The following is a 22,452-nucleotide window of genomic DNA, read 5'->3' as shown; positions in this document are numbered from 1 at the left end:
GTGGAGCTGACCGCACCGCCGGACGAGACGGTGGTGGACCTGGCCGACATCGACCTCTACGGTGCGGGCGGCTACACCGTCAAGGACCTCCACCCCACCTGGCGCACGTTGCGGGTGAACGCGCCGGTCTGGTGGCACGACCGCCCCGGCGAGACCGGCTTCTGGTGTGTGACGCGGCACGCCGACTGCGAGCGGGTGGTGAAGGACCACCGCACGTTCAGCTCCGAGGAGGGCACCATCCTGGCCTCGGTCGGCGTGGGCGACTCCGCCGGCGGCCAGACGATCACGCTGACGGACCCACCTGAGCACGCGCTGGTCCGCGTGCCGGCCATGCGCACGCTGGGGCACGCGATGGTCCAGCGCCGCGCCCCCGCCATCCGTTCACGGCTCGTCGAGCTGATCCGGCCGTGCGCGTCGGGCGAGGTCGACTTCGCCCACCTGATGCGCCGGCTGCCGATGGTGCTGGCCGGCGAGTTCATGGACATCCCGGAGCGGCACTGGGACGACATCGCGCTGTGGGCCGGCGCCTGCATCGCCCCCGAGGACCCGGCGTACGCCCTGGGCAGCTCACCGGCGCAGACCCTGCGGCTGGCGCACCACCACCTCTTCGCCGTCTTCCGTGAGCTGGTGCGGCAGCGCCGCGCCAAGCCGGGCGACGACCTGGTCTCGGTGCTGATCGGCGTCACGGACGGCCTGGCCGGCGACGGGAAGCCGCTCGACGACTGGCGGGTCCTGCTCAACTGCTACAGCTTCATCCTCGGCGCGAACACCACCACGCCGAACGTCGCGAGCCACACGCTCCTGGCGCTCACGCAACGGCCGAGCCTGTGGGCCGGGCTCGACGAAGCCGCGCTGCCCGGGCTGGTGGAAGAGGGCATCCGGTGGACCTCGCCGACCCATCACCTGGTGCGCCGGGCGACCGCGGACACCCAGATCGGCGACGCCGAGATCAAGGCGGGCGACTGGATCGCGGCCTGGGTCGCCTCGGCGAACCGGGACGAGGACGTGTTCGACGACCCGTTCACGTTCGACATCACGCGCAGCCCGAACAAGCATCTCGGCTTCGGCGGCGGCCCGCACTACTGCATCGGCGCGCCCATGTCGCGCCTGGTGCTCACCATGCTCTTCGAGGAGCTGCTGCGGCGGTACGCCGTGATCGAACAGACCGGCCCGCTCGTCCACCTGCACTCGAACTGGATCAACGGGCTGGTCTCGATGCCCGTCAAGGCCATACCCCGATAGGAGCGCGGCCATGAGGATGGACGGTCCCACCAGCGACGAGCTCGCGGAGCCGTTGGAGACGATCGACCTCTACGATCCGACGCGGTACGAGACCGGCGCGCAGCACCTGGCCTGGCACCGGTTGCGCCGCGAGGCGCCCGTCTGGTCGCAGGAGACCCCGGACGGCCACCGGTTCTGGTCGGTGACGCGCTACCGCGACGTGGCCGCCGTGCTCATGGACGACAAGAGCTTCAGCTCGGCGCACGGCACGATCCTCGCCGTGGCCGGTGGCGACAGCGCCGGCGGCCGCACGATCAACCTGATGGACCAGCCACGGCACGCGGACGTCCGGCTGCCGACGATGCGGCTGATGTCCACCCACGCCGCGCGGCAGCGCGCGCCCCAGGTCCGCGAGCACGTGCGCCGCCTGGTGGGCGAGCGGTTCGACGCCGGCGGCGTCATCGACATCGCGGCGCTCATGCTGCACCTCCCGATGGCCGCGGTCGGCGAGACCATCGGCCTGCCGCCGGACGTCTGGACCGCGCTGCCCGGCTGGGCGATGGCCGGCGTGGCGCCGGAGGACCCGCACTTCGCCGAGGGCTCCGCCGCCGACACGCTCAAGAAGGCGCACCACCGGCTCATCGCGATGTTCTCCGAGCTGATCAAGGAGCGCCGCGCGAAGCCGACCGACGACGTCATCTCGGTGCTGCTCGGGCTCGACTTCGGCGGCCGGCCGATGGACCAGCGCGAGATCCTGCTCAACTGCTACAGCTTCGTGATGGGCTCCGTGACCACCACCGCCCAGGTGGCGTCGCACCTGGTGCAGGCCCTGGCCGACCGACCCGCCGCCTGGCAGGCGCTACGCGAGTCGCCCGGGCTCGTGCCGACCGCGGTCGAGGAGAGCCTGCGTTGGGCCTCGCCGACCAACCACCTGCTGCGCCGGGTGATCAAGCCCGTCCAGGTCGCCGGCACCCGCCTCGAGCCGGGTGAGCTGGTCGCCGCCTGGGTGGCGTCGGCCGACCGCGACGAGGCCGTCTTCGCCCGGCCGTACGAGTTCGACCCGGCCCGCACGAGCAACCCGCACCTCGCGTTCGGCGTCGGCGCCCACCGCTGCATCGGCGGACCACCCGCCCAGGTGGTGCTCGGGCTGCTGCTCGAGGAGCTGATCGCCCGGGTCGAGTCGCTGGAGGTCGCCGGGCCGGTCAGCCACCTGCGGTCGAACTTCATCAACGGCATCACCGCCCTGCCGGTCGCCCTCACGCCCGTCCACAGCCGCCGCCCGGTGGTGATCTCGTGACCGACACACCGGTGACGGTCGTCCCGCGCGGCGAGAAGGACCTGTCCAGCGACTACCGAGCTCCCGGATCCGCCCTGGAGCAGCGGCTCATCGAGATGTGGCGCCAGCACCTCAAGGTCGAGCCGATCGGCGTCGACGACGACTTCTTCGAGCTCGGCGGCCACTCGCTGCTGGCCGCCGACCTGCTGGTGGCCACGGAACGCGAGGTCGGCGTACACGTGCCGGCCTCGACGTTGTTCCTGTCGCCGACGATCGCCGAGCTGGCCGAGGCGATCGTCGGGCTCCTCGGCGACGGGACCGGGGCATGAGGCCGCGCGAGCCCGTCGACCTGACCGACCCGCGGGTGTACGCCGCGGGCGCCCCGCACGCGGTGTGGGAGCGCCTGCGCCACACGGCGCCGGTCTCCTGGCAGCTCGCCGCCGGGCGGACCGGCTACTGGTCGGTCACCCGGCACGCCGACGTCGACCGCGTGCTGCGCGACCACGCGACCTTCACCTCGACCCGCGGCACGTTCCTGAACGTGCTGGGCAAGGACGACCCGGCCAGCGGCAAGCAGCTCGCCGTCACCGACCCGCCCCGGCACACCGCGATGCGCAGCCCGATCCACCGCACGCTGTCGATCCGCTCGACGGCCGACCAGATCGAGATGATCCGCGACCGGGTCCGCGCGGTGCTGCGCCCGGCCGTCGAGCGCGGCTCGATGGACCTGGCCGAGGCGATGAGCGGGCTGCCGGTGGCGGTCCTCGGCACGATGATGGGGCTTCCCGAGGCGGACTGGCCCCGGGTGACCGAGCTGGCCCTGATGGCGGTAGCGCCGGACGAGTGGACGCTGCCGCGCGGACCGGTGGTGACCCTCCAGCGCGCCCATCGCGGGCTGTTCGCGTACTTCCAGGACCAGGCCCACGCGCGGCAGGGCAGCACCGGCAGCGACCTGATGACCGCGCTGCTGGAGATGGGTCCCGACCCTGGCACCGTGGTGTCCAACTGCTACAGCCTCATGGTGGGAGCGGCGACCTGGCCGTCGGCGCCGACGGCCGCGCTGATCGAGATCGTCCGGACGGGACAGTATCCGTCGCTGGCGGGCCGGCCCGAACTGCTCGACCCGCTCGTGGAGGAGGCGCTGCGCTGGGCCTCGCCGGCCAACCACTTCCTGCGCCACACGACGCGGGAGGTCGAGCTCGGTGGCGTCGCGCTGCCGGCCGGCGCGCCCGTGGTCGTCTGGCTCGGGTCCGCCAACCGCGACGAGACGGTGTTCCCCGACCCGTGGACCTTCGACCCCACCCGCCAGCCGAACCGGCATCTCGCGTTCGGCAGCGGCCCGCACAACTGCCTCGGCTCGGCACTGGCGCGGCGCATGATCCGCGTCGTCTTCGAGGAGCTGTTCGCCACCGTCGGCGACATCACGCTCGACGCGGAGCCCGGCCACATCGCCTCGAACTTCGTCGCCGGCCACCGCCACGTCCCCGTGACGCTGCGGGTGCGCTCCCCGGCCGGAAGGAACGCGTCATGACCACTGTGGACATCACCGTCGACAAGGAGCGGTGCGTCGGCTCGGCCACCTGCGTCGTGGTCGCCGCCGGCAGCTTCGTGCTCGACGAGCACGACCGCTCGGAGCCGACGGCCGCCGCCACCGCCGACCTCGACGGCGTCGAGCAGGCCGAGCAGCTCTGCCCGACGGCCGCGATCCGCGTCGTGCGCACCGGCTGATCCTGTCGTGGAATCACGTGACATCCGGCCGCACCGCCGGGGACGTAGCGTCGGGCCATGAACCCTTTCGACGATCCTGACGGCACGTTCCTGGTGCTGGTCAACGACGAGGAGCAGCACTCGCTCTGGCCCGAGCAGATCGAGGTGCCGGCGGGCTGGCGCGTGGTGCACGGTGCCGACACCCGGCCGGCGTGCCTCGACTACATCGAGGAGCACTGGACGGACCTGCGGCCGCTGCGCGCCCGCCAGGAAACCGCGCTCACCTCCTGAGCCGAGCGGACGGGGCGGCGGTGGACGACGTCGTGGCGCGTTGCCCGGTCGGGCGCGGGCTTTCCGACCCCCTGCTCTACAGCGGCCTGCACTTCCGCGCGGAATGGGCGCGGCTGCGCGACCGCGACGAGCTCGCGTGGACCCAGGTCGACGAGCGCCGCGGGTTCTGGTCGGCCGTGCGCTACGCCGACGTCGACCACGTGCTGCGCGACTCACGGGTCTTCACCTCGGAGCGCGGCACGCTGCTGAGCGTCCTCGGCACCGACGACCCGGCCGGCGGCAGCCAGATCGCCGCGACGGACCCGCCCCGGCACACGATGATGCGGGCACGCCTGCAGAAGGCCCTCGGCATCCGGGCGATCGAGCGGCAGCAGGAGCTGATCGCCGGGCTGGTCCGCGAGATCCTCGCGCCGCTGGAGGACGGCGGGGTCTTCGACTTCGGCGCGGCCATGCTGTCGTTGCCCGTGGCGGTGGGCGGCGCGGCGATGGGCCTCCCGCGCGCCGACTGGCCCCGGCTGGGCCGACTGCTCACCACCTCGATCGCCGCGGAGGACCCGGAGTACGCCTCACCGCGCGGCACCCGACAGACGCTCAACCGCGCGCACCGCGAGCTGTTCGCCTATCTCCAGGACATCTGCGCCCACCGGCGCGAGCACCTCGGCGACGACCTGGTCAGTGTGCTCATCACCACCGAGGTCGACGGGCGGGTGATGACGCCGGGTGAGGTCGTCTCCAACTGCTACAGCGTGCTGCTGGGCGCCACCGTGACCACCGCGCACCCACCGACGTACCTGCTGACCGAGCACATCGCTGACGGCGTGCTGGAGCGCTGGGCCGCCGACCTGAGCGTCACCCCGGTCGCGGTCGAGGAGGTGCTGCGGCTCTCCTCCCCCGCGAGCCATTTCATGCGGTACGCCACGGTGGACACGGAGGTGCGCGGCACCCCGATCGCCGCCGGGGAGGCCGTGGTCTGCTGGATCGGCTCGGCCAACCGGGACGCGGCCGTCTTTCCCGACCCTTCACGCTTCGATCCGCGCCGCAGGCCCAACAAGCACGTCGCGTTCGGGGTCGGGCCGCACTACTGCGTCGGGCATACCGTCGCGCGGGCGACGTTGCGCATCCTCTTCGACGAGCTGCTGTCCCGGTTCCACGACTTCCGGCCCGCCGCACCGCCGACGCGGCTGCACTCGAACCTCATCTCCGGCTACAAGCACGTGCCGATCACGGCGCGGCGCCGGGCCGGATGAGCTTTCACAGGAGCGCCTCGATGCCACCCGCCTACGATCCGTTCGCGTACGCGATCCACGAGGACCCCTATCCGACGTACGCGTGGATGCGCTCGCACCGGCCCCTGTTCCGCAACGACGAGCTCGACTTCTGGGCGCTGTCCCGCCATGCCGACGTGCTGTGGGCGCTGCGCGACCCGGGGCTGTTCTCCAACCGCAACGGCATCTCGCTGGAGCCCGACCTGTGGGGTCCGGACGCCGTCAAGACCTCCTTCTACCTGGCCATGGACCCGCCCGACCACGGTGCGATGCGCCGGCTCACGGGCTCGGTGTTCAAGCCGGGCTGGGTCGCGTCCATGGAGCAGCGGATTCGTGAGCTGGCGCGCGCCCGGCTCGCTCCCCTGCGCGACGGCGCTCCCATGGACCTGGCCGCCGACTACGCCGCCGCGCTGCCGAACGACGTGATGTGCGAGCTGGTCGGCATTCCCGCTGCCGACCGCGACCGGATCCGGGCCGACAACGACCTGCTCAACGACTGTGAGGACGGCACACCGGTGCGGTCGGACGCGACCCGGGACGCCGGCATGCGCCTGGCGTGGTACTACGTGTCGCTGGTCAACGACCGCCGCAAGCGGCCGCGTGACGACCTGACGTCCACGATGACCCAGGCCCGCGTCGACGGGCGTCCGTTGACCGACGCGCAGGTGGTCGCATTCCTCTTCCTCATGGTCAGCGCCACCAATGAGTCGACCGGCAAGCTGATCGGCAACGCGCTCTATCATGGCTGGCGCCTGCCGTCCGTACGGCGGGCCGGGCTCGACGGGCAGGCGGCGGCGTGGGGGCGGGAGGCGCTGCGCTACGACTCGCCGAGCCAGATGATGGCCCGCACACTGACGGCCGACACGGTCATCCACGGCACGCGCGTGCCGGCCGGCGCGCGGGTGGCGCTGCTGCCCGCCTCCGCCAACCGGGACTCGCGGGTGTTCGCCGACCCGGACGTGTTCGACCTCTCCCGCGACACCAGCAAGGAGCTGAGCTTCGGCCACGGGCCGCACTTCTGCCTCGGCGCGCCCCTGGCCAGGCTGGAGATCACGGTCGCGCTGGAGGAGCTCGGCGCCCTGGTCGACGACTACGAGGTGGACGAGGCGCGGACCCGCCGGATCCACTCACCGCACCAGCGGGGCTTCGCTTCGCTGCCGTGCAACGTCTCCCGCCGGGGTTCTTGATGGATCCCGTCTACGACCCGTTCGACTTCGCCGTGCAGGAGGACCCGCATCCGGTGTACGCCTGGATGCGCGAGCACGCTCCCCTCTACCGCAACGAGAAGCGCGACTTCTGGGCGCTGACCCGGCACGCGGACGTGGCCGCGGCGCTCAAGGACCCGGCCCGCTTCTCCAGCCGCAACGGCATCTCGCTCGAGCCGGAGCTGTGGGGGCCGGACGCCAAGAACACCAACTTCTTCCTGGCGATGGATCCGCCCGAGCATGCCGCGTACCGCAGCCTTGTCTCGTCGGCCTTCACCCCGCGCAAGGTCGCCGCGCTCGAACCGCGGATCCGCTCGCTGGCCCTGGCGCGGCTGGCGCCGTTGCGGGAGCGGGACACGTTCGACTTCGCCGACGACTTCGCGGCCGACCTGCCCAACGACGTGCTCTGCGAGATCCTCGGCATCCCGGCCGCGGACTGGCGTCGCGTGCGCGGCGACGTCGACGACCTCGTGCTGCGCGACGACGGTTCCGACGGGCGCGGGCCGGTCGCCGTGGCCGCCGTGCTCCGGCTCGCCGCGTTCCTGCTCGACCTGGTCACGGTGCTGCGGCGCCGGCCGGGCGACGACCTGACCTCCCGGCTGACGCAGGCGCGGATCGACGGTGCGGCGCTCACCGACCGCCAGGTGGTCGGGTTTCTGTTCATCATGCTCGGCGGCGGCAACGAGTCGACGGGCAAGACGATCGGCAACGCGTGGCTCCAGGGGCACGTTCAGCGCGACGTGCAGCGGGCCGGGCTCAACGGCCGGGCCTCGGACTGGGCGACCGAGACCTTGCGGTACGACTCGGCCAGCCAGATGGTGGCCCGCGTGCTCACGACGGACACGGTCATCCACGGCATTCCTGTGCCGGCCGGCGCGCGCATCGCGATCCTCCAGGCGTCGGCCAACCGGGACCAGCGGGTGTTCCCCGACCCGGACCGGTTCGACCTCGACCGGGACACCGGCCGGCTGCTCAGCTTCGGCCTCGGCCCGCACCACTGTCTGGGAGCGGCGCTGGCCCGGCTGGAGATGCGGGTCGCGCTGGAGGAGCTCGGAGCGCTGGTCAGCGAGTATGACGTGGATCTGGCCGCCGCGCGGCGTTGCCACTCGCCGCACCAGCACGGCTTCCTTCGGCTGCCGACCACGGTGCGCTGGCGTTGACCCTTGTCGTCATTTCACGTGACAGCGGCGTCCTGGCGGCGTCGATAGCTTGAGAACAGGGCGCGCCGGTCCGCCGGCGACCACAATGGACATCCGATGAAGGAGTCGACGCGATGACCGACGTGGCACAGGAGTCGGCGGCGCCGGCCAACGGGTTCCGCTCGTACCTGACGATCTGGGTCGGGCAGTTCGCCTCGATGATCGGGTCGAACCTGACCAGCTTCGCGCTCGGCGTCTACGTCTACCAACTGACGGACTCGGCGACGACCCTCGGCATCATCCTGGCGCTCGGCCTGCTCCCGGCGACCCTCGCCTCGCCGTTCGCGGGGTCGCTGGTCGACCGCTGGGGCACCCGGCGCACCCTCATGATCAGCAGCATCGGGAGCATGCTCGTCACGTTGACGCTGGCTCCGCTCGTCGCCACCGACACGTTCCGGGTCTGGCAGGTCTACGTCATCGTCATCGTCACGTCGCTGCTCACCTCGCTGCAGGTGCCGGCGCTGGGGGCGTTGACGCCGCAGTTGGTGCCGAAGGAGCAGCTCGGCCAGGCGAACGGCCTGCGCATGGTCGCGATCGCCGTGAGCCAGGTGCTGGCGCCGGTCACCGCCGGCTTCCTGCTCGTGTCGATCGACCTGACGGGCATCATCGTCATCGACGTCATCTCGTACACCGCCGCCATCGCCACCCTCTATCTCGTGCGCGTGCCGCACGTCCGATCCGGGGCGACCACCGCCGGCACGCCCACGACGCTGCTGCGCGAGTTCGGCGAGGCGTGGCGCTACGTGGCCGAGCGCCGCGGGCTGCTGACGCTCCTGTTCTTCCTGGCGTCCCTCAACTTCAGCGCCGGCTTCGTGGAGCTCCTGATCAGCCCGCTGGTGCTCTCGTTCACCTCCTCGGAGGGCCTGGGCGTGGTCCTGTCGATCGGCGGCCTAGGCATGATCATCGCGGGCGTGGTAGTCAGCGTGACCGGCGGACCGAGCCGCCGCGTCCGAGCGGTGTTCGCGTTCGCCCTCCTCTTCGGCGTGGCCACCATCGTGGGTTCGCTGCGCCCGAACATCCCCCTGGTGGCCTGCGCGGCGTTCGTCGCGATGGGCGCGCTGGTCCTGATCAACACGACGCACCAGCCCATCTGGCAGACCAAGGTGGACATGCGCCTGATGGGCCGCGTGATGGCCCTGCTGACGATGGTCGGCCTGATCCCGCAGCTCATCGCGAACGTCCTGGCCGGCGTAGCCGTCGACCAGGTCTTCGAGCCGCTGGTCGGCCGCGACGAGGTGCGCTCGGAGAGCCTGACGACCCTGATCGGCGACGGCCCGGGCCGCGGCATCGCCCTGCTGATGATGCTCGTCGGCCTCCTGGTCGTGGTCACGGTGGCGGTAGGCGCGATGCTCGGCCGCCTGCGCCGCCTCGAGGAGGAGCTGCCGGACCGCGCGGCGCCGGCGGAGGCCTCCACGGACGAGCCCACGGCGTCGTCCGACGCCGTCCAGGAACCGTCGGCGACGACAACGGTCCGGTAGGCGGCAGCGCCGCCGACGACAGGCACCGCCCGACACAGACGCAGCCACAAGCACCGCCCGTTAAAGCCGCAACACCGTCGTCGGCGGCAAACGGTCGCATAGCGACAGCGCTGTCGGAGGCGACGGTCGGGGCCGCGCGAGCTCGGAAAGCCAGCTAGTCGTTCTCACGGTGATGGGTACCGGTTAGGGTGCGGAAGGTTCATGCGAGCGGCAGGAATTCCTCGCTTCCGGCCGACCCGGTGACGCCGGAAGTCGGCAGGCAGGCGGGCCTGGTGTGCGACGGGCGTTCAGCCGGGCCGTTAGCTGACCGCCAGCGCCGACCGGTCGACCTTGCCCGACGGGGTCAGCGGAATCACCGGCACCACCACGTACGTCGCCGGAAGCATGTGTGGCGGCAGCCGCCGCTCGCACTCCGTGCGGACCTCGCCCGCGGCGAAGCCGTCGTCGGTCGGCACGACGTAGGCGACCAGGTAGTCGCCCAGTTCCGAACCCCGCGCGACCTCGACCACTGCGTCGCGGACCGTCGCGCAGCCGCGCAGCACCGTCTCGATCTCGCCGAGCTCGATGCGGAAGCCGCGCAGCTTGACCTGGCGGTCGATCCTGCCCAGGAACTCCAGTTCGCCGTCAGGCAGTCGCCGGGCCAGGTCGCCCGTGCGGTAGTGGCGTACCCCGTCGCGCGTCACGAAACGTTCCGCCGTCAGCTCGGGTCGGTTCAGGTAGCCGGCACTGACTCCCGCGCCCGCGATCCACATCTCGCCAGCCGAGCCGTCCGGGACCGGGACGCCGTCGTCGTCGCGCAGGCTGATCGTCAGGTGCGGCAACGCCCGCCCGATCGGTGACCGGTTCGTCGTGCCGCGCAGCGCCTCGTCGTCCAGGTGCTTGAAGGTCGCGTACACCGTCGTCTCGGTCGGGCCGTACATGTTGATCAAGCGCACCGAGTCCGTCGCGAACGCCGCCGCCGTGGCCAGGTCGACCGCCTCCCCGGCGAAGATGACGTAGCGCAGCGCGTGCGGCGGCCGCCCCGCCTCGACGTGGGCCTCGAACAGCAGCCGGAACACCGCGGGGACCTGGAGAAACACAGTGACCTGCCGGGTGAGCAGCAGGTCCAGCAGAGCCTCCGGGTCGTACGCCGCGTCCGGGTCGACGACGACCAGCGTGCCGCCGGTGACCAGCGGCCCCCACATCTCCCACACCGACACGTCGAAGTTGATCGAGTGGAACTGGGTCCACCGGTCGTCCGGCCCGACGTCGAAGAGCGGCAGCGCCGCCTCCAGCAGGCTGAGCACGTTGCCATGGGAGATGAGACAGCCCTTCGGCCGGCCCGTGGAGCCCGACGTGTAAATGACATAAGCGCGATCCCCGCGAGACAGCGACGGCAGCGACGGCAGCGAGCCGTCAAGCGCCGGCGGATGACCCCGGGCCGGCAGGTCCTGCCCCACCACGTGCCGGATGCCGGCCTCCGCGGTGATGAAATCCAGGCGTTCAGCAGGGTACGCGGGATCGAGCGGGACATAGGCCGCCCCGCTCAACAGCGTCCCCATGATCGCCACTGGCACGTCGATCGACCGCGTCACCCGCACCCCGACCAGGTCACCGCGTGCGACACCGCGGCGCCGCAGCTCAGCGGCCAGCGCGCGGGCCTCGGCGGCCAGCGAGGCGTAGGTCAGGCTGTCGGTGCCGCAGACCACCGCGGTGCGCTCCGGCTGTTGGGCACAGGTCGCGAAGAACCACTCGGTGAGGGAGCCATACACGCGCCGATCGTCGCCGATCCACCGGCGGGGCAGGCGTCCCCGATTGCGGGGTCAGAAGTCGACGCGCATGACCACGCGGCGCACCGACGGCCGGGAGACCTCGGTGAAACCGGCGGCGGCGAACGTGCTCTCGAAGCCGACGTGCAGCTCGTCGGCGACCGCGTTCTTGGACGTCAGCGGATAGCCCTCGATCGCCTTGGCGCCGTTGTCACGCGCGAAGTCGACGGCGGCGCGGGCCAGCGCCCGGCTGATCCCCCGGCGGCGAAACCCGGCCCGGGTGACGAAGCAGGTCACCGCCCACACGTCAGGGTCGTGGCGGTTCTCGTCGCGGCCGGTCCAGGCGACCCGGCCGCCGCGCACGAGGCTGACGTAGGCCGTCCGCGGCTCGACCGCGCACCAACCGACCGGCTCGTCGTCGAGGTAGGCCACCAGGCCGGTCGTCGTCGGGGCGTCGGCGGCACCGGGGTCGGTCTGCACCCGCAGCCGGTCGGCGCGCTCCTCGGCCGGGAACGAGACGAGGCACTCCTTGGGCTGCATCTTGTAGCGCTGGCACTGGCAGTTGGCCGGCGCGGTGGCGCTGAGGATCTTCTGGAGGTCGTCCCACGTCGCCTCGTTGGCGGGTCGGATGGTGAGCGTGGCGTCCGCCAACAACCTGGCCCTCGGAGCCATGCCGTCCCACCGTCCTCTCCCGCGACGAAAAAATCGTACCGTGCCGGTCCGCGCGAGGCTGTCCTGTGTATCGGCGACAGCACCGATCGCGTGCCGCTACCTAGCCTTCCGGTATGGCACACCCTGCCCGGGCCGAGGCCGCGAGCGAACCGGACGGTGCCGATCTCGGCGCGCTCGCCCGCCGAACGAGCCCGCCCGTTCCGCCGCGCACGCCCCACGAAGAGGCCATGGTCACCATCTGGCGCGAGATCCTGGAGCGCCCGGACATCGGTGTGCTGGACGACTTCTTCGACCTCGACGGCAACTCGATGCACGCGATCAAGGTCATCACACGGATCCGCGAGACGTACGGCGTCAGCGTCCGCGCGATCGACTTCTTCGAGTCGCCGACGGTCGCCGCGCTCGCGGCCGTGGTGGCCGCGCAAGCACCCGCCGAACGCCCTGTGGTGACGCGCCGGCCGGCGGACGCCGAGCCGGTGCTCTCCTTCGACCAGCACCGGCTGTGGTTGGTCGACCAGATCGTGCCCGGCGGCGCCTACAACGTGCACGGCCGGCGCCGCCTGCTCGGCCCGCTCGACGTGCCGGTCCTCGAGGCCAGCATCCGGGCGATCCGCGCGCGGCACGAGACGCTGCGCACGCGGTTCCCGGACATCGACGGCGACCCGCTGCAGATCGTCGACGATCCTGACGACGGCTGGCGCCTCCCGGTGGAGGACGTGACGACCGAGCCGGACCGCATGGCCGCGGCCGAGCGCCTGCTCGACGCCGACGCGATGGCGTCCGTCGACCTCGCCACGGGTCCGTTGTTCCGGTGCCTGCTGGTCCGGCTGACCCCGACCGACCACGTGCTGGGCATCACCGCGCACCACACGGTCTGCGACAACGGCTCCGTCGCGCTGTTCATCAGGGAGCTCTCGGCGCTGTACCGGGCCGGCGGCGACCCCGAGCGGGCCGGGCTGCCCGACCTGCCGCTCCAGTACCGCGACTTCGCGGTGTGGCAGCGCGGCTGGCTCGAGGGCCAGGGCACGGAGCGCCAGCTCGACTACTGGCGCGAGCACCTGACCGGAGCGCCGGCGGAGCTGACGCTGCCGACGACCGAGTCGCCGACCGGGCTGGGTGGCGGCCGGATCCGCGCCGCACTGTCCATCGAGGACACCAAGAGACTCCACGAGCTGTGTCGTACGCACGACGTGACGGTCTTCATGGCGCTGCTGGCCGCGGTCTCGTCGGTGCTCGCGCGCTGGGCCGGCCAGCGGGACGTCGTGCTCGGCGTGCCCATCACCGGCCGCACGGACGTGGGCACCCAGAACCTGATCGGGTTGTTCTTCAACACCCTGCCGGTCCGCGTGAACCTGGACGGCGACCCGACCTTCGCCGAGGTGCTCACGCGGGCACGGGAGAGCGCGCTGGGCGGCTACGCCCACGCCGACGTGCCGCTGGACCTCATCGTCCGCCAGGTCCGGCCGCCGCGCGTGCAGGGTCGCACTCCCCTGTTCCAGGTGGTGCTCAACGTCGTCGAGCACGCGGCGGGCGACACCGGGCTGGGCGAGATCGACGACGAGCCGATGGACGCCCCCGTGATGCCCAGCAAGCTCGACTTCGTGCTCACCGGCAAGGAGCTCGACGGCCACCTCAGCCTGGAGCTCGAGTTCGACGCCGACCGCTACGACGAGGCGCGGATGCGGCTGCTGATCGACGAGGTCGGTGGGCTGCTCGCGGCGGCGCACGCCGACCCCGGGCTGGCCGTGTTCGACCCACCGGCAGTGAAGGAGACCCGGCCATGAACGACCACGTCGAGCCGATCGCGATCATCGGTATGGGAGCCCGCCTGCCGGGTGCCCGGGACGTCGGCGAGTTCTGGTCGAACCTGCGCGAGGGGCGCGAGACGATCTCCTTCCTCGACGACGAGGAGCTGCTCCAGAACGGCGTGTCGCCGCACGAGCTGGCCAACCCCGACTACGTCAAGGCCGTGCCGCTGGTCCCCGACGTCAAGTCCTTCGACGCGGGGCTGTTCGGCATGACGGCGCGCGAGGCCGACATCTGCGACCCGGCGCTGCGGCTGTTCCTCGAGGTGGCGCACGCCGCGATCGAGAACTCCGGCTACGACGTCACCAAGGTCGGCGACGGCTTCGGGGTCTTCTCCGCCTCGGGTCCCTGCGACTACCAGGACATCTACCTTCGGCAGAGCCTGAAATACAAGGGCGCGGACATCTTCCAGCTGTCCACGTTGAACAACACCGACTACTCGGCGACGCTGACCGCGTACAAGCTGAACCTGCGCGGTCCGGCGATGACGATCGTGACCGCGTGCTCCAGCTCGCTGGTCTCGCTGCACGTCGCCTGCCAGTCGCTGCGCTACGGCGAATGCGACGCGGCCGTCGTCGGTGGCGCCAACGTCGAGGCGCCCTACGGGCAGGGCCACATGTGGGTGCCGGGTGCGGTGCGGTCCCGCGACGGGCACTGCCGGCCCTTCGACGCGCACGCCACGGGCACGATGTTCGGCAGCGGCAGCGCGGCCGTGGTGCTCAAGCGGCTCTCCGACGCGCAGCGCGACAACGACAACATCCGGGCGGTCGTGCTCGGCAGCGCCATCAACAACGACGGCTCCGACAAGGTCAGCTTCAGCGCGCCCAGCATCAACGGCCAGTCCTCCGTGATCATGGAGGCGATGGCGATGGCCGGCGTGCACCCGAGCGAGATCTCCTATGTGGAGGCGCACGGCACCGCCACCGCGCTCGGCGACCCGATCGAGGTCACCGCGCTGGCCGAGGCGTACCGCCGGCTCGGTGGCGGCGACCTGCCGCGCGAGTCGATCGGCATCGGCTCCGTGAAGTCCAACATCGGCCACCTGGTCTGGGCGGCCGGCGTCTCGCAGATCGTCAAGGTCGCGCTCGCCCTGGAGCACGAGGAGATCCCGCCGACCGTCAACTTCACGGAGCCCAACCCGAAGCTCGAGCTGGAGCGGACGCCGCTGTTCGTCAACGACAAGCTCCGGCCGTGGCCGCGCACCCCGGGCACGCCGCGCCGGGCCGGCCTCAGCTCGCTCGGCATCGGCGGCACCAACGCGCACACGATCCTCGAGGAGGCGTCACCACGGCAGGTGCCGACGGCGTACGAGCGCCCGCGCGTCGTGGTCTGGTCGGGCCGCACCCGCGACGCGGTCGACGCGGGCCGGGACCGCCTGGTCGACTACTTCCGCGGCGACGGCGCGGCCACCTTCCAGGACGCGGCCAGCACCCTGCAGCGCGGGCGCACGGTGCACAAGGTCCGCGCGGCGGCCGTCGGTCGCGACGCCGCCGGTGCCGCCGCGGCACTCGAGTCCGGCGCGTTCACCACGAACGACGACGCCCCGCCGGCCGACCGCCCGCTGGCGTTCCTCTTCCCGGGCCAGGGCGCGCAGCACAGCCGGATGGCCACGGACCTCTACCGGCAGCTTCCGGTCTTCGCCGACGTCATGGACCGGTGCCTGGACGGCTTCCGCGCGCACGGCCTGGAGCTGCGCGAGGCCTGGCAGTCCGAGGAGCCCGACGCGCTGACCGACACGCGGCTGGCCCAGCCGATGCTCTTCGCCCTCGAGTACGCCTTGGCGGCGACGCTGCGGCACTGGGGTCTGCGGCCGGCCGCCCTGCTGGGGCACAGCATCGGTGAGCTGACCGCGGCCGCCGTCGCCGAGGTCTTCTCGTTCGACGACGCGATCCGGCTCGTCGCCGCGCGGGCCGACGCGATGGGCGACGCACCGCACGGCGCGATGCTGTCGGTGCCCGTGCCGGCCGACGAGGTCGCCGCGACGCTGCCGGACTCGCTGGTGCTGAGCGTCCGCAACGCGCCCAACCAGGCGGTCGTCGCCGGCCCCGTGGACGACGTCGCCGCGTACGAGCGGGAGCTGACGCAGCGGGGCATCGCCGCGCGCCGGCTGGCCACCTCACACGCGTTCCACAGCCCGATGATGGCCGACGCCGCGCGCGCCTTCGGCGAGACCATGCGGAGCGTCGCGCTGCGGCCCCCGCAGATCCCGATCGTGTCCGCCGCCACCGGCGCGACCGTCACCGACGAGCAGGCCACCGACCCGGCCTTCTGGGCCGACCAGGTGTCCCAGCCCGTGCGCTTCGACCTGGCCCTGGAAACCCTGCTGGCCGACGCCTGGACCTTGGTCGAGGTCGGACCGGGCCACGTGCTGACCGGGCTCGCGCGCCGGCACGCCGGGGTGCGGGACAAGCGCAGTGCCGTGGTGCCCACGTTGGACGCGGGCCGCGAGGACGGCCCCGGTGAGCTCGAGCGGGTGCTCGACAGCGTCGGCCGGCTCTGGGTCGCCGGCCACGACGTCGACTGGTCCGGCGTCGACGGCGAGCACGAGTGGCAGCGCGTCGTGGTGCCGGGCTACCCGTACCAGCGCAAGCTCCACTGGGTCACTCCCACCACCGGCCCCGCCGCGCCCCGCCGGGCTGACGAGGCGGAGGTCGAGGCCGAGGCACAGGTCGACGTCGAGCCGCCGGCGGCCGAGCCCGACCAGGTCACGTCGGCCAGCCCGTTCTCGACCGTGACCTGGATCGAGGCGCCGGTTCTGGCCGCCGACCGCGCGGAGCCCGGTGCCCTGGCGCTCGCGTTCCTGCCCGCGGACCGGGAGGCGGGCATGATCGTGCTCGGCCCGCTGCTGCGCGGCGGCACGCGCGTGGTCCGCGTACGGCCCGGTGACCAGTTCTCGGTCTCCGGCGACGAGATCCGCGTGCGGCCCGGCGTGGCCGGCGACATCGAGCAGGTGTTCGCCCGCCTGGCCGCCGACGGCCGGTCCCCGGAGGTGCTTATCCACGCCTGGGGGGTGCCAGCCTGGGACTACCCGACCAGCCGCACGGTCGACGCCCAGCTCGACCTGTCGTTCGTCAGCCTGCTCGCGCTCGTGCAGCACGGCACGCGGCGCGCGGTCAACGGCCGCTTCCCGCGCGTGGTGGTGCTGGCCAGCCGGCTCGCCGACGTCTCGGGTGTCGAGCCGCTCGACCCTGTGAAGGCGACCCTGGTCGGGCTCACCCGCACGCTGGCCCGGGAGGCGCCCGGCGTGGCCTGCAAGATCGTCGACATCGGACCGAACACCGCCGAGGAGACGCTGGTCTCCGAGCTGGCCACCACCGACGGCCAGGAGCTGGTCGCGCTGCGCGGCCACCGGCGGTGGGTCCCGGACGAGCAGCCGCTCGACCTGGCCGCGCCGGCCACCGAGCCGCGACCAGGCGGCGTCTACCTGATCACCGGCGGGCTCGGCGGCCTCGGCCTGGCGACCGGCAAGGCGCTGGCCCGCACCGGCCAGCGGCCCAAGCTGGTGCTGGTCGGCCGCGCCGGGCTGCCCGCCGACGCCGAGACGGCGGCCGACCGGGATCCGCGGCTGCGGCACATCCTCGACGAGATCGAGGAGATGACGGAGCTTGGCGCCGAGGTCCGCGCGATGGCCTGCGACATCGGCGACCCACGCCAGGTCAACCGGGTCCTCGACGTCGTCACCGCGCAGTTCGGCCCCGTCAACGGCGTGCTGCACCTGGCCGGCGTCGCCGGCGACGGCATGCTCCAGCTGCGCGCGCCGGCCGACGCCCGCGCCGTGCTGCACCCCAAGGTGCTTGGCACACTGGTGCTCGAGACGGCCCTGCGGGACCGTCCACCGCTCGACTTCTTCGTCTCGTTCTCCAGCCGTGCCGCGCTGCGCGGCCTGACCGGCAGCGGCGACTACGCGGCGGCGAACGCCGTGCTGGACGCGTTCGCGGCGGCCGGACCGGGTCGCCACCGGCGCCTGAGCGTCAACTGGCCGGCCTGGTCGACGGTCGGCATGGCCGCGGACCACGCACACCCGGCCGGCCTCGGCCCGAAGCAGGTCGAGGTGACGTTCGACCCCGACCGCGACTGGGTGCTCGACGAGCACCGCCTGGACGGTCGCCCGGTGCTGCCCGGCACCGGCCACCTCGACCTGGTGATGACCGCGTTCCGCGGCCTCGACCTGATCAGCCCCGACGACGCCATCCTGCTCGAGGACGCGATCTTCCAGAACGCGCTGGTGGTGGACTCGCCGCGCGAGGTGCACGTGCGGTTCGCGCCCAGCCGCGACACCTGGCGGTTCGAGGTGCGGTCCCGGCCGAAGGGCGCCGGCGACGACGAGTGGCTGCGGCACGTCGAGGGCCGCATCGCGGGCTGCGCCCGCAAGGACGACGTGCGACCGCCGGAGCCGTTCATCGAGCGGCTGCCGGAGGTCGAGCCGCCCTCGCTGAAGCCCGGCCCGGGCCGGCTGTTCACCCTCGGCGGCCGTTGGCAGGGCATCACGCGGATGTGGCGCTCGGACGACCGGCGGGACCGGATGGTGGAGATCGTGCTGCCCGACCCGTACGTCGGCGACCTGGAGACCTCCCAGGCCCACCCGGCGCTGCTCGACGGCGCCACCGCCAGCGTCCGGGACGACGCCGACGACATCCACCTGCCCTTCATGTACCGGCGCGCGGTCTTCCACCGCCCGTTCCCGCAGGCGATGTTCAGCCACGTCCTGCGCCGCCCCGACAAGCCCGGCGTGCTGGTCGCCGACATCACCGTGGTCGCCCCCGACGGCACGCTGCTTGCCGAGATCGAGGGCTACACGATGCGCAAGGTCGGCCGGCACCCACGGTTCCTGGACCAGCCGGCCGAGGGCGAGGCCGCACCCGCGGCCGTGGAAGTCGAGGCTCCTCCCGCGGCCGAAGCACCGGCGCCGTTGGCCGACGGCATCGACCCCGACGAGGGCGGCCGGCTGCTCACCCTGCTGCTCGGCGCCCGCACACCGCACCAGGTGCTCGTGCGTCCGTACGTCGGCGGCCGGCCGGTGCCGATCGCGACCCGCGCGACCGCGCCGCTCCTCACGGTGGAGCCGGTGGCCCTGGAGCCCGTCACCGCGCCGGAGCCCGCCGCCGCGACCCAGGCCGGCCCGCAGGCCGGCACCGTCGAGGCGGAGCTGGCCGACATGTGGCGGGAGGCGCTCGGCGTCGACACCCTCGGCCCCGACGACGAGTTCTTCGAGCTCGGCGGCGACTCGCTCAGCGCCGTCCAGCTGATGCGCCGGGTCCGGGAGCGGTTCGGGGTGCAGATGAGCATCGGCGTGCTGTTCGACTGCCCGACCGTCCGGGCACTGTCGGTCGAGATCACCCGCCTGGCGGCGGAGGGCTGACGACCGGTCCGGGCGCGCTCAGCGCGCCCGGCCGGCGGCCTCCGCCAGCGACCACGACACCGGCCGGGCCGGCTGCGGGTCGACGGCCACCAGCCGCAGCTCGGACGTGTACGACCCGTCCGGCAGCCGCACCCACAGCTCGTCCGGCGCCGGGAGCATCTCGACCAGCTCGACCTCGGCGCCGGCCGGTGCCTTCGGGGCCGCGCGGCGGGCGGCCCGCGCCAGGTTGTCGGCCAGCGGTGGCGCCATCAGGTCGACGAAGAACGGCTTCGGGTCGCCGGGGACCCGGGCGAACACGTGCCGCGGGAGGCCCAGCCCGGTCAGCCAGGTGCGCAGCCGGCTCTGGGCCGGGTCCTTGTCGCGACCGGCCATGTCGGCCAGCTCCGCCAGCGGGACGCGCCAGCTCTGCCGGCACACGGTCACGGATCCGATCGCGACGCGCGGCGCGCGTACCGCCGGAGCCCGCAGCTTGAAGAGGTTGACGGCGACGGAGCTGAGGTGCTCGCCGAAGCACTCCAGGACGGGCGCCTCCCACCCGTCGCGCCGGGAGGTGGCGACCAGCACCCCGTCGCGCTCGGCGACCGTGATCGCGGTCGCCGGCGTGCCGTGGACGCCCGCGGGATGGCCGTCGTCCGAGCCGAACGAGACGTAGCGGTAGTGGCCGGCGGGATCCAGCGACAGCGGCGGGTAGCTCCGCGAGCTGACGTCCCGTGCGGTGCTGGGGTAGAGCGGAACGACCCGGCCGGGAGCCATGTCGGCGGCCATCGCCGCGACCAGCTCCCCCGCGTCGTCGGCCTGGGCGCTGAAGAAGCGGCTCTCCAGGGTGTTGAGGGCGACGTGCAGCTCGCCGAGCACCCACGCCAGCGAGCCGTCGGCCCGGCGGCGCAGCAGCAGGTCGGGGCTGTGCAGCCGCGCGGCGGCCCAGGTGCGCCGCGGCGCGGGGAACAGCGCGTCGGCCATGCGGCGGGCGACCGCGGCGTCGACGTCGCCGCCCGGGCCGATGATCTCCGCCCAGCGGAGCTGGAAGTCGGTGACGACGTCCGCGAAGCCACCGCCGCCGGGCTCCAGCAGGTCCGCGGCGGCGAGGTAGAGCTCCGCGAGCGTCACCTCGGTGCGGGTGGCCGCGAGCGCCTCGAACCGCGCGGTCAGCTCCTCCTCCGCGACGTCGGCGACCTGGCCGCAGAGCCACCGCGCGCTGTCCAGCAGCACGCCGAGCGGCCGGGCCAGGTCGTCGAGCAGGTCGTCGCCGACCGTTCCGTCGAGGTCACGGCGGCAGTCGAGGTAGAACGGGGTCCGCCCGCCGACGGTGAAGGCCGCGTCGCGCCGGACGGGCACGCCGGCCGCCTCGTCCAGCACGCGGGCCGCGTCCGCCAGGGCCGCGCGCAGTTCCTCCGGGTTGGCCGCCGCGGCCACTGCCGCGCACGACTCGCGGACGCGAGCGATGCGGTGCAGCCGGTCGGGCAAGCCGACGAGCTGACGCTCCAGGCCGTCCAGCGGATGGCTGCTGATCGGCACGCGGAACCCGACCTGCACGACGCCCGCGTCCCGGAGCGTGTCGAGGACGCCCGCGGGCGCGGCGAGGGCACCGACCCGGTCAGCGCCGTCGGCCAGCGCGACCAGCACGAGCGACTCTTCCGGAGTCAGCGCGTACGGGCGGCGGTAGGGTCGGACAACCGAGCCGTCGCGGACCGTGCACGACGGATCGAGCCGGACCGGCAGGTGGTCGCGGAGGGCCGGGTCGGCGCTCCACGCGGCGGCGATCGCCTGCACCGCCCAGACCTCGACGTAGACCTGGCTGTGCCGGATCCCGCCACCGCCGGTGTGGCCTGAGTGTGCGCCGCCGAGCCGCGCCCACGCGACCGGGCCGAAGAAGCCGATGGTGTCGTTCTTGGCGCTGTACCGCTGCGCGTAGCGGGTGATCACCGCCATCCGGTTGCCGAACCGGTGCCCGCTCACCCGGGGCTGGCGGCCGGCCTTGAGCTCCGCCGCGTGCGCCCCCGCCCAGGTGTCGATCGCGTCAGGGTTCTGCCACGTCAGCGCCGCGAGGAAGCGGTCGTCGCCGATCAGCGCGTCGAAGGCGGCGCGCCGGGACTGCCTCGCGTCGTCGCCCGCTGGAGCCGCGAACACGTCCAGGCGTTCGATGGGCAGGCCGGCCGAGCGCAACGCGGCCAGTCGCCACAGAGTCCAACCCCGGTCGAGTTCCGTGCGGTGCTCGTCGGCCACGCGATCCCCCTAGTCGGCAGCTGCGGATACCAGCATCGAGCGGAGCCGCTCGCGGACGCAGCCGCGCTGGGTCTTGGTCTCCAGACCTCCGGTGCCGTAGTCGAGCACCGAGACGCTCCGCTCGATGGCCAGCCGGACCGGCTCGTAGAACAGCAGGTTGAAGTAGAGGAACTGGTCGCCGGCCGCCGCGTAGTCGCAGCCCCAGGCCTTGGAGATCCAGCGGTCGCCACAGGCGAGCAGCAGGGAGCACGCGACGGGCCGGTCGGCCAGGTACGCGACCAGCGCGACGAAGTCGTCCGCGAGCTCCATCGCGAGCAGCGTGTAGTGGAACTCGATCTGGCGGAGGTCCGCGGCATGGCCGTAGCGCCGTTCGGTCGCCGCCAGCAGAGGTGCCAGCTCCCCCACCACCTGCGACATGGGCCGCTCGCGCACCTCGACGCCGCTCTCGCGGAACCGCCTGCGCTCGCGCCGGACCGGGGTGCGGCGCCGGGTGGGCAGCCAGGAGACGTACTCCTCGAACGATCCCCAGATGACCGGCAGCACCGCCTTGTCGCACTCGACCGCCGCGGTCTCGTACGCGCCGACCCAGCGCGCCTGCGGCGGGTCGAGGTGAGGCAGCAGGACCTGCTCACAACCGGCCGCACGGGCCAGGGCGCGCGCCCGGTCGACCAGCGCGCCGGCCACCGGTGCGTCCGTCGCGGTGAAGTAGTTCTCGTACAGGCCGTACGAGCCGGCCACGCACAGCCTCGGCCCGTCGGCGTACGCGGAGCCGAACAACGCTGCCGGGTTGCAGACCGGATGCCACGGCGGCGTCGTCACGTACACCGGAAGCATGCCGACGGCCCGACCCGCGGCATCCCGTGCGACCACATAGGTGGTCGTGCCGTGGCCGCGCTGCGCTAGCTGGATGCGTTCGAGCTCGGCCCGGTAGAACCGGGTGGAGGCCACGCCCAGCTCGTCGAGCAGGTCGTCGTCGAGCCGGGTCAGTTCCTCGACGTCCAC

Annotated in this window: 16 protein-coding genes; 12 read left to right on the top strand and 4 right to left on the bottom strand. The window is 72.8% G+C overall.

The annotated features are described in order from the left end of the window. The 10 genes from AB0J88_RS09865 to AB0J88_RS09820 all read left to right on the top strand — a co-directional run bounded on the left by AB0J88_RS09865 (position 1) and on the right by AB0J88_RS09820 (position 9,642). Positions 1-1,242, top strand: a complete 1,242-nt coding sequence (locus tag AB0J88_RS09865) for a cytochrome P450 (protein WP_364346516.1) — start codon at positions 1-3, stop codon at positions 1,240-1,242. A gap of 10 nt (positions 1,243-1,252) precedes the next feature. Continuing rightward, complete coding sequence (locus AB0J88_RS09860; protein ID WP_364346518.1) at positions 1,253-2,518, top strand: cytochrome P450; 1,266 nt, start codon at positions 1,253-1,255, stop codon at positions 2,516-2,518. Continuing rightward, a complete protein-coding gene (locus AB0J88_RS09855) occupies positions 2,515-2,826 on the top strand; it encodes a phosphopantetheine-binding protein (protein WP_364346520.1) in 312 nt (103 codons plus the stop codon). The genes AB0J88_RS09860 and AB0J88_RS09855 overlap by 4 nt, the downstream gene beginning before the upstream one ends. Beyond that, positions 2,823-4,028 (top strand): cytochrome P450, encoded by a 1,206-nt coding sequence (locus AB0J88_RS09850; RefSeq protein ID WP_364346522.1) that lies wholly within the window; start codon positions 2,823-2,825, stop codon positions 4,026-4,028. Before AB0J88_RS09855 ends, AB0J88_RS09850 begins: the two co-directional genes overlap by 4 nt. Then, the gene (locus AB0J88_RS09845; RefSeq protein ID WP_364346524.1) at positions 4,025-4,225 is read left to right on the top strand and encodes a ferredoxin; all 201 of its coding nucleotides are present in this window, start codon (positions 4,025-4,027) and stop codon (positions 4,223-4,225) included. Before AB0J88_RS09850 ends, AB0J88_RS09845 begins: the two co-directional genes overlap by 4 nt. 57 nt (positions 4,226-4,282) lie before the next feature. Continuing rightward, positions 4,283-4,495: an MbtH family protein gene (locus AB0J88_RS09840; protein ID WP_364346526.1), complete on the top strand. Its 213-nt coding sequence runs from the start codon at positions 4,283-4,285 to the stop codon at positions 4,493-4,495. Positions 4,496-4,515: 20 nt separating this feature from the next. Beyond that, entirely contained in the window at positions 4,516-5,742 is a 1,227-nt protein-coding gene (locus tag AB0J88_RS09835; protein ID WP_364346528.1) for a cytochrome P450, read from the top strand. A 20-nt stretch (positions 5,743-5,762) separates the two neighbouring features. Then, the gene (locus tag AB0J88_RS09830) at positions 5,763-6,947 is read left to right on the top strand and encodes a cytochrome P450 (protein WP_364346530.1); all 1,185 of its coding nucleotides are present in this window, start codon (positions 5,763-5,765) and stop codon (positions 6,945-6,947) included. After that, positions 6,947-8,125 carry a cytochrome P450 gene (locus tag AB0J88_RS09825; protein ID WP_364346532.1) on the top strand — a complete coding sequence of 393 codons (1,179 nt, stop codon included), beginning with the start codon at positions 6,947-6,949 and terminating at the stop codon, positions 8,123-8,125. Before AB0J88_RS09830 ends, AB0J88_RS09825 begins: the two co-directional genes overlap by 1 nt. Positions 8,126-8,238: 113 nt before the next feature. Further along, positions 8,239-9,642 (top strand): MFS transporter, encoded by a 1,404-nt coding sequence (locus AB0J88_RS09820; protein ID WP_364346534.1) that lies wholly within the window; start codon positions 8,239-8,241, stop codon positions 9,640-9,642. 299 nt (positions 9,643-9,941) lie between these two features. On the opposite strand, the gene AB0J88_RS09815 is transcribed toward AB0J88_RS09820, so the two are convergent. Both AB0J88_RS09815 and AB0J88_RS09810 read right to left on the bottom strand, forming a co-directional pair. Continuing rightward, on the bottom strand, positions 9,942-11,393 hold the full coding sequence (locus AB0J88_RS09815) for an amino acid adenylation domain-containing protein (protein WP_364346535.1): 1,452 nt from the start codon (positions 11,391-11,393) through the stop codon (positions 9,942-9,944). Between the two features lie 51 nt (positions 11,394-11,444). Next, entirely contained in the window at positions 11,445-12,062 is a 618-nt protein-coding gene (locus tag AB0J88_RS09810) for a GNAT family N-acetyltransferase (protein WP_364346537.1), read from the bottom strand. Between the two features lie 113 nt (positions 12,063-12,175). On the opposite strand from AB0J88_RS09810, the gene AB0J88_RS09805 reads away from it, so the two are divergent. Together AB0J88_RS09805 and AB0J88_RS09800 are read left to right on the top strand one after the other, a co-directional pair. Then, the gene (locus tag AB0J88_RS09805) at positions 12,176-13,846 is read left to right on the top strand and encodes a condensation domain-containing protein (protein ID WP_364346539.1); all 1,671 of its coding nucleotides are present in this window, start codon (positions 12,176-12,178) and stop codon (positions 13,844-13,846) included. Next, positions 13,843-19,227 (top strand): type I polyketide synthase, encoded by a 5,385-nt coding sequence (locus AB0J88_RS09800; RefSeq protein WP_364346541.1) that lies wholly within the window; start codon positions 13,843-13,845, stop codon positions 19,225-19,227. Before AB0J88_RS09805 ends, AB0J88_RS09800 begins: the two co-directional genes overlap by 4 nt. Positions 19,228-19,245: 18 nt before the next feature. Here AB0J88_RS09800 and AB0J88_RS09795 read toward each other — a convergent pair whose 3' ends face one another. Together AB0J88_RS09795 and AB0J88_RS09790 are read right to left on the bottom strand one after the other, a co-directional pair. Next, complete coding sequence (locus AB0J88_RS09795) at positions 19,246-21,450, bottom strand: lantibiotic dehydratase (RefSeq protein ID WP_364346542.1); 2,205 nt, start codon at positions 21,448-21,450, stop codon at positions 19,246-19,248. Between the two features lie 9 nt (positions 21,451-21,459). Then, positions 21,460-22,452 carry a GNAT family N-acetyltransferase gene (locus tag AB0J88_RS09790; protein ID WP_364347527.1) on the bottom strand — a complete coding sequence of 331 codons (993 nt, stop codon included), beginning with the start codon at positions 22,450-22,452 and terminating at the stop codon, positions 21,460-21,462.

The sequence above is a fragment of the Asanoa sp. NPDC049475 genome (assembly GCF_040676915.1).
In the GTDB taxonomy this organism is placed as follows: domain Bacteria; phylum Actinomycetota; class Actinomycetes; order Mycobacteriales; family Micromonosporaceae; genus Asanoa.
This window is presented reverse-complemented; position numbering and strand designations above follow the sequence as displayed.

Coding starts and splice junctions, on each gene's coding strand:
- AB0J88_RS09860 (WP_364346518.1), top strand. CDS start 1,253: ATGAGGATGGACGGTCCCACCAGCGACGAGCTCGCGGAGCCGTTGGAG.
- AB0J88_RS09850 (WP_364346522.1), top strand. CDS start 2,823: ATGAGGCCGCGCGAGCCCGTCGACCTGACCGACCCGCGGGTGTACGCC.
- AB0J88_RS09845 (WP_364346524.1), top strand. CDS start 4,025: ATGACCACTGTGGACATCACCGTCGACAAGGAGCGGTGCGTCGGCTCG.
- AB0J88_RS09840 (WP_364346526.1), top strand. CDS start 4,283: ATGAACCCTTTCGACGATCCTGACGGCACGTTCCTGGTGCTGGTCAAC.
- AB0J88_RS09830 (WP_364346530.1), top strand. CDS start 5,763: ATGCCACCCGCCTACGATCCGTTCGCGTACGCGATCCACGAGGACCCC.
- AB0J88_RS09825 (WP_364346532.1), top strand. CDS start 6,947: ATGGATCCCGTCTACGACCCGTTCGACTTCGCCGTGCAGGAGGACCCG.
- AB0J88_RS09820 (WP_364346534.1), top strand. CDS start 8,239: ATGACCGACGTGGCACAGGAGTCGGCGGCGCCGGCCAACGGGTTCCGC.
- AB0J88_RS09810 (WP_364346537.1), bottom strand. CDS start 12,062: ATGGCTCCGAGGGCCAGGTTGTTGGCGGACGCCACGCTCACCATCCGA.
- AB0J88_RS09805 (WP_364346539.1), top strand. CDS start 12,176: ATGGCACACCCTGCCCGGGCCGAGGCCGCGAGCGAACCGGACGGTGCC.
- AB0J88_RS09800 (WP_364346541.1), top strand. CDS start 13,843: ATGAACGACCACGTCGAGCCGATCGCGATCATCGGTATGGGAGCCCGC.